The sequence below is a fragment of the Lysobacter arseniciresistens ZS79 genome (assembly GCF_000768335.1).
Lineage (GTDB): Bacteria > Pseudomonadota > Gammaproteobacteria > Xanthomonadales > Xanthomonadaceae > Novilysobacter > Novilysobacter arseniciresistens.
Map to the genome: position 1 here is coordinate 200449 of NZ_AVPT01000002.1, position 8938 is coordinate 209386.

The 8938-nt window shown below is 67.7% G+C and carries 7 protein-coding genes; 1 reads left to right on the plus strand and 6 read right to left on the minus strand.

Annotated elements, in window-relative coordinates; translation table 11 throughout:
• Genes N799_RS14255 through N799_RS02340 form a run of 5 tightly spaced genes read right to left on the minus strand, consistent with a single transcriptional unit; the run spans position 1 to position 6198 of the window.
• Positions 1-3432 carry a pilus assembly protein gene (locus N799_RS14255; RefSeq protein ID WP_052101039.1) on the minus strand — a complete coding sequence of 1144 codons (3432 nt, stop codon included), beginning with the start codon at positions 3430-3432 and terminating at the stop codon, positions 1-3.
• Positions 3433-3440: 8 nt separating this feature from the next.
• Positions 3441-3932 carry a pilus assembly PilX family protein gene (locus N799_RS02325; protein WP_052101041.1) on the minus strand — a complete coding sequence of 164 codons (492 nt, stop codon included), beginning with the start codon at positions 3930-3932 and terminating at the stop codon, positions 3441-3443.
• A 44-nt stretch (positions 3933-3976) separates the two neighbouring features.
• On the minus strand, positions 3977-5092 hold the full coding sequence (locus tag N799_RS02330; protein WP_036207185.1) for a PilW family protein: 1116 nt from the start codon (positions 5090-5092) through the stop codon (positions 3977-3979).
• A gap of 1 nt (position 5093) precedes the next feature.
• A complete protein-coding gene (gene pilV / locus N799_RS02335; protein ID WP_036207189.1) occupies positions 5094-5573 on the minus strand; it encodes a type IV pilus modification protein PilV in 480 nt (159 codons plus the stop codon).
• Positions 5574-5583: 10 nt separating this feature from the next.
• Entirely contained in the window at positions 5584-6198 is a 615-nt protein-coding gene (locus N799_RS02340) for a GspH/FimT family pseudopilin (RefSeq protein ID WP_081974653.1), read from the minus strand.
• 161 nt (positions 6199-6359) lie between these two features.
• Here N799_RS02340 and N799_RS02345 point away from each other — a divergent pair, with 161 nt between their 5' ends.
• Positions 6360-7385, plus strand: a complete 1026-nt coding sequence (locus tag N799_RS02345; protein WP_036207192.1) for a sensor histidine kinase — start codon at positions 6360-6362, stop codon at positions 7383-7385.
• Positions 7386-7412: 27 nt separating this feature from the next.
• On the opposite strand, the gene ppnN is transcribed toward N799_RS02345, so the two are convergent.
• Complete coding sequence (gene ppnN, locus N799_RS02350) at positions 7413-8795, minus strand: nucleotide 5'-monophosphate nucleosidase PpnN (protein WP_036207195.1); 1383 nt, start codon at positions 8793-8795, stop codon at positions 7413-7415.
• Positions 8796-8938: the final 143 nt, after the last annotated feature.

Sequence of the window (8938 nt, forward strand, 5' to 3'; positions counted from 1 at the left end):
TCAGTTCCTGTTGAATAGTTCGCGCCAGCCGAGGCGGCGTGCGGCGGAGTCACCGGGTGTCTCGTCCATGGAACCGCACTCGGCATCACTGCCACAGACGTAGACGTCATTGCCCACGCCCGTGCCCTGGCCGGGCATACCGAGCCCCAGGTCGACGGAGCCGACGAAGCCGTCGTCGTCGCCCCCGCCTTCGCCATTGACCGTGTCGTCGCCCTCGCCATCACCGTCCACGTCCATGTAGGTGCCGCTTCCGTCTCCGGTGCCGGACTGTGGGCTGGTCCCGGTAAAGGCGTCGATCGCGTTCAGGTAGCCGCGGCCGGCGGCGTCACAACCGGCACCCACTTCGGGAATGATGCTGGAGAACCACAGGGCGCGGCCACGCATGAAGCCGCCCGTGACCACCCGCTCGCCCGCAGTAGGAATACCCAGGTCGATGAACCAGCCGTCCACACCCTCTGGCAGCGGCGAATAGCCCTCCCACGAACGCGCGGGGCGCCCCTTGGAGTCGACACCGGTCCGCGGAATGCTGCGCTGCTCGAGGGCGGCGCGACCGGCGATGGCGTTGCCATCGTCGATCAGCGCGTACATGGTCTGGGTCGCGGTGGACGTGATGTCGTCCACCGAGATGTAACGCCCGGTGCCGAACATCACGAAGATGCGATCGGTGACCGGTTCACGGGCGATCGCGACCGGCGCGGTGATCGGTTGGGCGTTGCCCGAGACATCGACCGCGGAGAAGATCTCGACGCCGTCCCAGTTGCCGGTGTTGTTCCCGGTGATGTCGAACTTCCACAGCGAGCCGGAGAGATCACCCGCGTAGATGGTGTCGGCGATGCCATCGAGATTGGTATCGGCCGCACGCGGCGGCGCCAGCCCGCCACCGTTCGCGTCCACCACGATCTTCTCGACGAGCTCGCCGGTCACGGCGTTGTAGACGAACAGCGCCGAGCTGCCATTCGCGCTCTCGATGCCGTTGCCCACGAAGGCGTAGGTGGTACCGCCGCGGCCCTTGCGCACCAGCGGTGCACCCAGCACGTAACCCATGTCGCCGTCGGTCGTGGTGGTCTTGTCCCACAGCACGTCGCTGTCGTCGAAGGTCGACGGGTCGCTCACGTCCAGCGCGAACACGCCCTTGCCGCCACGCCCCAGCGAACCGACGAGGATGTTCCGGTTGCCGCCCTGCGCCCGGGTGGTGACATCGATGCCACCGTCGACGAAGAACTGGTGCATGTACTCCGGGTCGCTGAGGGTGGACAGCGCGGCGAAATCGAGCCCGGCCGGCACGTAGGAAAACTCCACCGCGCCCGAGTTGCTGTTGATGGCGTGGAGCATGCCGTCGTTGGCGCCGATGAACAGCGCGGCGGCCTCCTCCGAATAGAACGGAGAGGAGTTGACGATGTCGCCCACCGGCGTGGTGCGCACGCGCAACTTGCCGACGCCGCCCTCGCGGGTGCGATAGCCCTTGATGTAATCCGCATTCTGCTCGCCGGTCACCGGGGCCGTCCCGCCGGTACGCTCGAGCGCGGCGGTTTGCGCGGTCGTCGGGAAGACCGCACCGTCGGCGGTGTCACGGTTCCAGGTGTAAACGCCGCGCCCGAGGAAGGCCGCCTGGTCGTCCTCAATGACCTCGACCATGCTCCAGGCCGAGCTCCCGATGCCACCGGTGGGCGACAACGCGACGCTCAACACGTCGCCCGACCACTCGCCCGAGGTGAAGGTGGCCTGGAAGATTCGGGAACCGGTATTGAGCTGCGGTCCGTTGGAGGTGACGTTGGAACCGGAGGACTTGCGCTTCTTGATGGCGCTCAACGCGTCCTTCAGCGCTTCGCTGAACTGGGAGGGGTTGCTCGCCGCGACGAAATCACCGCGGCCGTTGACCGAAGCGTGCAGCAGGTCATCGATGCGCCGTGCGGATTCATTGCTCCAGCGGTCCTGGCTGCTGCTGTCGGTCCGCCACGGGTTCGGCCACGACGCATCACCGGAGGCGATCCGGTCGACGTCGGTTTCGGGGTTCAACGTCCCCTGCAGGCCGATCGAGATGCCGAACGTCACCATATGCTGCCAGAACGCCGGATTCAGCGTGGACGGGCTGACGTTGTTCGGCAGGTTGGGACGCAGGTCGCGCTTCCAGTAGTGCATCGCGACGTCGGCGAGGGTGTTGCTGAAGCCGTCGCTGTACCGCCGTGCGCCATCGCTGTCCGCGTCGTACTGGTAGGTCTTCTCCCCGTCTGCCGAGGTGATCGATGCGCCGTCGGTGCCGTCGGCATTGCCGATGGTGCCGCTGGAGAATCCTGAATCGCTGTTCCAGTAGCCGTCGGAAGTGAGGATCGCGAAGTTCTGGCGGCAGCTCAACTGCGCGCTGCCGGACTGCGGTCCCCACGGCCCGTCGCTGCCGGTTTCCTCGAAATAGGCACCGGCGCGCTGGAGTGCGCCGTGCAGCGGTGTGCCGTTCTCGCCGATCGCACCATGCAAGGTCGAGAACCACTCCTCCCGGTTGTCGCCCTTGAACAGCCCTTCATCGTTGCCATCGACCGGAATCGGATAGGCCGGCCGATCACCGGACACCGAGGAGCTACCCAAGCGGTTCCAGATGGAGTCGTAACCGACGCGATAATTGGTTCCGACCGTGTAGAACGCTTCGCTTGCGCCCGCCTTGGCCACCTTCATGCGCGTACGGTGGTAGGAGTACCAAGTCGCGTAGTTGGAGATTTCCTTGGCTTCCGCCTCGGCGCCACTGGCTCCGGACGGCGTGACGAGGGTGCATTCCCGCCACCGCCATTCGCCAAGGTCACCCTGGTTCACGCCACAGCCGGCACCCTGGACACCCTGGTTGCCCACTGCCGCGATCGCATAGGAACTCCTGACCACGCGGACACCATTCACCCCGTCGTTGTCGACGTGCCGGATCTGGTAACGGTAGAAACTGCTGTTCCGACCAGTGTCGGTGGCGCCGGGCTTGAGGACGTAGTAGGTCTGGGTTCCGCCGCATACCCAGATATTGCTCCCGTTCTCGTTCACCGTGGTGCAACTGTTGCTGTCGGCAAGGTTGATCGTGGTGCCACCGACCTTGCTCAGATCGGGATAGGCTGCACTGAAAGTCGTGCCGCCCGTGAGCCGGCCGTCCGGCCCATACCAGGGCTCGTACGTGGTGCCCGGACTGTAGTAGATCGTGTTGTGGGTTGCCGAGCGGTCGTAGATGTTGTCGTTGAGCCCCGAGTTGTAGCGATCATGCGGCATCGTCTGGAACACCATCGAGCCGGAGTCGTCCAGGATGAACATGATGTTCGGCGGGATCGAATCGGTACCCGTCTGCAGCGGATAATCCGGGAAGCTCGTCGCCGCACTGGCTGGCAGGGCCAGGAAAGTGGCAAGAAACACCGCCAATGGGGCGCGCAGATCGAAGGTCTTCGACTGGGTGGACTTGCAGTTCATGTGAGCCTTCATGGCACGGGCACCTCGTAGGTGGATTGCAGCAGCACTTCCGCACCGTTGGGCGTCTCGCTGCGCACGGTAATCCGGTAGACCTGCCTCATCGCGCTGCACGGCGGGGCCGACATGTCGATGCTGCCGGTGCACGAGGCGCTTTCGGCCTTGCCGTAGTCCTCGACGACATAGCGCGGGGTGATTTCGCCGATGGCGTCGGCGGCTTCGCGGAACTCGCCGTCCTCCCAGAACCCCGCCGCCTGCCAGGCCGCCGCGGCGCCGTTGATGGCCATCGCGCAGACCCCCTCGTCGCACCCTGCGGCGGGCACTACCGGCAGGGTGGCTGCGAACGCCTCGGCTTCACGCAAGACCGCCTCGGCCGACTGGAACGCTTCGCTGCGCGCATAGACGTTGCCCGCCATGCGCTCCTGCAGCAGCGTGCCACGCATCGAGGCCAGGCCGATCAGGGTCACGACCAGCAACAACAGCAATACCACGATCAGTGCCACGCCCTGCTGCTGACGCGCGGCGCCGTACGCCCGGGAAGTTCGGCTCACAGCACGCCCTCCTTGTTGCGCAGCGCAACCACGTGGGTCAGATCGCGGGACAGCGCGGCGCCATCGGTACCTTCCACATAGGCGCCCTGGAGTGCGCCTTCGACCCCCGCCACGGTGAGGTTCACCTGCACCGCGTTGACGGCGGCCCAGTTGGCGACCGCACCGGCGGCGACGAAACCCGCGCCGCCATTGGACCGGTAACGCAACTGCATGTCGGTGACGCCTTCGGCGATTTCCACGGTCTCGACGACATTCGGGGTGGCCGCACCGTTGGCGTTCTCCAGCGTGGCGCGGTAGAGCGAACGACCGCCACGGCCGTTGTTGCCGATGTACCAGCGGAAGCTCTGCACTTGGACCACTGTGGCCGGCGAGCGGGCATGCTTGTCGCAGTTCGGGTTGACCGACGAGCCTGCCGGCACGAGGAAGCAGTAGCCTTTGTCACCGCTGGCACCGCCCGTGCAGTTGCGCTCGTACTGGAACTCCTGGCCGCAGTTGCCATCGCTTCCGCCACCGTTGTGCTGGACACCCACGACCCCACCTGCGCTATTCACGCCAGTGGCCTCGAAGACGAACGCGAACGTGTTGTTGCACACCAGCAGGATATCGCCGTCCTCGATCCCTCCAGCACTGTTTACCCTCAGATTGGCAGAGGGGTTGTCGTGCTGCAGCACCCGGATGTCGCCGTTGTTGGCCAGGTGTAGGTCGATCGCGTCGGTATCCGCCACCCGCTGCGCGGTCCCCGAGCCGCTCGTGGTGCCCGGCGCAGCGGTGCCGGCCGGATAACCGTGCAGGCCGTCGTCATACTGCTGCCACCACGTGGTGTTTCCGGCCACGAGTTGCGAAACGATCGGCACGCCGCCGCCGCAGGGGTTGCCACCGGCTTCGCGCAGGTCGCGCGCCATGATCTCGAACGAGACGCGGGTGTTTTCCTGGATGCGGTTGAGCGTCTCGGTCGACGCGTACACGCGCTTGTTGGCGAGGAAGATGCCGCCTGCCGCCGCGGACACCACCAGGCCAAGCACCAGCGCGATCATCAGTTCGATGAGCGACAGGCCGCGTGCAAGGTAGGCGGAACGTGGCGCGGTACGCCGGGTGCGCTGGTGAGCCGTCATGTCACAGCCTGCTGGTGGTTTCTATTTCGAGGGTTTCGAGCGTGTCGGCGTCGCCGGTGCCGCGGCTGTCGTCCCAGCGCACGCCGACGGTGCAAGCGTCGGCCGCGCACTGGATCCGGCCACAGGTGCCCGGGCCGAGTTCGTCCTGCAGATTGGCCAGCCAGCCGTTGAACACCGAGTAATCGACGGCATCGTCGTCGGCGCTGTCGGGATTGTCGGCCGCGGCCGCGCAGGTCCAGCCGACGTTGTAGCCGCCGGCCATGGCGGTGGCACGGTCGAGCCGCATGCGGTCGAACAGCGAGTACGTCTGCATGACGGCCTGGGAACGGGCCGTCGAGCTGTTGCTGTTTTTCAGCGTGACGGCCTGCAGCGCCGCCATGCCGAGCATGCCGACGGCGAGGATCAGGACCGCGATCAGGACCTCGAGCAGGCTCGTGCCTGTTTGCCGGGCCCGGCGGTTACGGGATGGAAAAGAGGTCATGGCGTGGTTCTCAATCCGTCAGGGAGCCGCAGGCCGCGACGCCGGCGATCTGGACATTGATCCGGCTGACGGCAACCAGGACGTGGCGGGTGTTCTCGGCCTGGGCGACGTCGCCGGAGCACACCGACAGCCCCCCGTTGCGGGCGCCGGCATTGCCGACCCGGGCGAAGCCGTCGGCGCCGAACCGGAGGCGATGGTTGGTGGCGAGGTTGCTGCTCGCGTTGACCGCGATCCCGCTCTCTGTGACCGCCACGGTTCGGATCACCTCGTCGGTGCCGGCGTCGACGGTGTTGTCGCCGTCCTCGTCCGCGAACACGATGAACTCGCGCCACGCGGTGCCGGCGCAGGCGGCACCGTCGGTGCTCGGGCACAGCACGACATTGGCGTTGCGCCGCACGGCTTCCATCCGCGCCACCTGCATCGCCGCCACGACCTCGTTGGCCGCGGCCGTCAGGCGGTTGGAGTTGATCAGGTTGGAAAAGCTGGGGGCGGCCATGCCGACGAGCACGCCCAGCACAACCAGGGTGATCATCAGTTCCACCAGCGTGAAACCCGCATGCGCTGGCGCCGGGCGACCCGCACGGCGACGGTTTGCAGCTTGGCGCGGGCAATCGGAAAGCAGCATCGTCCCCTCCCCGGGATGATCCGAGCCGGTACGTTAGGCCCCGCAGGCGGCAAGCACCAGCGCACACCGATGGGCGGCAGCAGGGGAAGGCTGAGCGGCGGTCCCTGCCATCACCCGGCCGGACGGGCATGATGGCGGGCAACGGAGGCCTTTCACCCCTGATGCGCGACGCCGAAACCACCCCCAGACCGCTTGACGCCCTGTGGCAGGCCCCCGCTATCACCTGGGTATTGCTGTCGGGCGAGTGCCTGGCGGCCGTACTCGCGCTCGCCCCGGGCACCGCGGGCAGCCGGCTGGTCTACTTCGGACTGGCGTCGTTGCTGATCCAGTGGGTCGCGCTGCTGTCGCTGGGCATGCTGTACCTGCTGCGCCATGCGCTGGGCGGCTGGAGGCCGCAGAAACTGGCCTGGTTGGCGCTGGGGTTGCTGCTGCTCAACACGTGGCTGATCTCGGCGCTTGCCTGGGCGTTCCTCGGCGACGACTGGCCCGCAAACGAGGGGGGCTGGCCGGTGCTGGTGCTTCGCCTCACCGGCATCGCACTCGCCGTCGGCTTCCTCGGCCTTGCGGCCTTCCAGAACCACTGGCGCGGGCGCCTGCACGCGGTGCGGGCGAAGCAGTCGGAGTTGCAGGCGCTGCAGGCGCGGATCCGACCGCACTTCCTGTTCAACACGCTCAACACCGGGGCGGCACTGGTGCACCAGCGGCCGGAAGAGGCCGAGCGGTTGCTGCTGGACCTCGCCGACCTGTTCCGCGCCGCGCTGGCGGGGCCGCGGCAGATCCCGCTGGAGGACGAGCTGTCGCTTGCGCGGCGCTATCTGGAGATCGAGGCGCTGCGTTTCGGTGACCGGCTGCAGGTGCGCTGGGAGCTGCCGCGTTCGGTGCCGGCCGTCACGGTGCCCGCGCTGTCGATCCAGCCGCTGGTGGAGAACGCGATCCGCCACGGCGCCGAGCGGATGACCCGGGGCGACGTGGACGTGGCGGTCACCACCACGCCGGAAACGGTGGTGGTGCGGATCAGCAACCCGCTGCCGCAGGCCGGCGGGCAGGCGGCGACCGGCCACCGGGTTGGCCTGAACGCCTCGCAGGTGCGGATCGAGGCGCTGACCGGCGGCCGTGGCAGCGTCCGCACCGAGGTGGTCGACGGACGCTTCGTGGCGACGGTGCGGCTACCGGTGGCCCCGGGCTGACCCGGGCGCCCCGGCAGGCGTCGGCGGTTACGCGACCACCCGGTAGCAGGGCCGGTATTCCCCCGCGATCTTCATCCGCCGCTGCTCCACGAACGCCCGCAGCAGCGCGTCCAGCGACTGCATCATGTCGGTGTCGCCATGGATCAGGAACGGCCCGTGCGCCTCGATCCGGCGCATGCCGTCCTCCTTGACGTTGCCGGCGACGATGCCCGAGAACGCCCGGCGCAGGTCGGCGGCCAGCTCGTGCGGCTTGCGGCCGTGGTGCAGGTCCAGCGCGGCCATCGCCTCGTGGCTCGGCACGAACGGCTGCTGGAACTCCAGCGGGATGTTGATCGACCAGTTGAAGAAGAACGAGTCGCGCTGGGCGAGGCGGTGGTCGCGCACCTTGCGCACGCCGGCGGCCATGCGCTTGGCGACGGCGGCCGGGTCGCCGGTGATGATCTGGTAGCGCTCGGTCGCCGCGTCGCCGAGGGTCAGGCGGATGAAGCGGTCGATCTGCTCGAAGTACGGCGCCGATGCGGTCGGCCCGGTCAGGATCAGCGGGAACGGCACGTCGGCGTTCTCCTCGCGCAGCAGGATGCCGAGCAGGTACAGGATCTCCTCGGCGGTGCCGACGCCGCCGGGGAACACCACGATGCCGTGGCCGATGCGGACGAAGGCTTCGAGCCGTTTCTCGATGTCCGGCATGATCACCAGGTGGTTGACGATCGGGTTGGGCGACTCGGCGGCGATGATGCCCGGCTCGGTCACGCCGATGTAGCGGCCGCGGCGCCGGCGCTGCTTGGCATGGGCGATGGTGGCGCCCTTCATCGGCCCCTTCATCGCGCCCGGGCCGCAGCCGGTGCAGATGTCGAGCTCGCGCAGGCCGAGCTGGTAGCCGACCTCCTTGGTGTACATGTACTCGTCGCGGTTGATCGAGTGGCCGCCCCAGCAGACCACCAGGTTCGGGTCGCTCGGGTGCAGCACTCGGGCGTTGCGCAGCAACCCGAACACCGCGTCGGTGATGCCCTCGCTGGTGTCGAGGTCGCGGCCGCCCTCCTCGCCCAGCTCGATCGCGCGGTAGGCCAGGTCGCGCACGGTCGCCGCCAGCAGTTCTGCGACGCCGCGGATGATCTCGCCGTCGACGAAGGCCATCGCGGGTGCGTTGCGCAGGTCGATGCGCACGCCGCGGTCGAGCTGGTGCACCTGGATGTCGAAGTCGGGGTAGAGCTCCTGCGCGGCGCGCGGGTCGTCGGACTGGCTGCCGCTGGTCAGCACCGCCAGCGCGCAGCGGCGCAGCAGGTCGTGCATGCCGCCTGCGGTGGCGTCGGCGAGCTTGGCGACCTCCGCCCGGGAAAGGATGTCCAGCCCGCCGCGCGGGTGGATGCGGGCGTTGACGGTGGGGAGTGTGGCGTTGGTGGGGGTCGTCATTCGCGGTCTGTCTTCTTGTCGTTTTGTCTGCTGGTGACTCTATAGCAGGGGCGGGCTTTTGTAGGAGCGGCTTCAGCCGCGATCGGATGTCCGATGGCCTGGACCGATTTCAGATCGCGGCTGAAGCCGCTTGTGTCTTCGAT

Excerpts from the sequence above, each read along its gene's own strand:
- ppnN (WP_036207195.1), bottom strand. The coding sequence starts at position 8,795 with ATGACGACCCCCACCAACGCCACACTCCCCACCGTCAACGCCCGCATC.
- N799_RS02345 (WP_036207192.1), top strand. The coding sequence starts at position 6,360 with ATGCGCGACGCCGAAACCACCCCCAGACCGCTTGACGCCCTGTGGCAG.
- N799_RS02330 (WP_036207185.1), bottom strand. The coding sequence starts at position 5,092 with ATGACGGCTCACCAGCGCACCCGGCGTACCGCGCCACGTTCCGCCTAC.
- N799_RS02340 (WP_081974653.1), bottom strand. The coding sequence starts at position 6,198 with ATGCTGCTTTCCGATTGCCCGCGCCAAGCTGCAAACCGTCGCCGTGCG.
- N799_RS14255 (WP_052101039.1), bottom strand. The coding sequence starts at position 3,432 with ATGAACTGCAAGTCCACCCAGTCGAAGACCTTCGATCTGCGCGCCCCA.
- pilV (WP_036207189.1), bottom strand. The coding sequence starts at position 5,573 with ATGACCTCTTTTCCATCCCGTAACCGCCGGGCCCGGCAAACAGGCACG.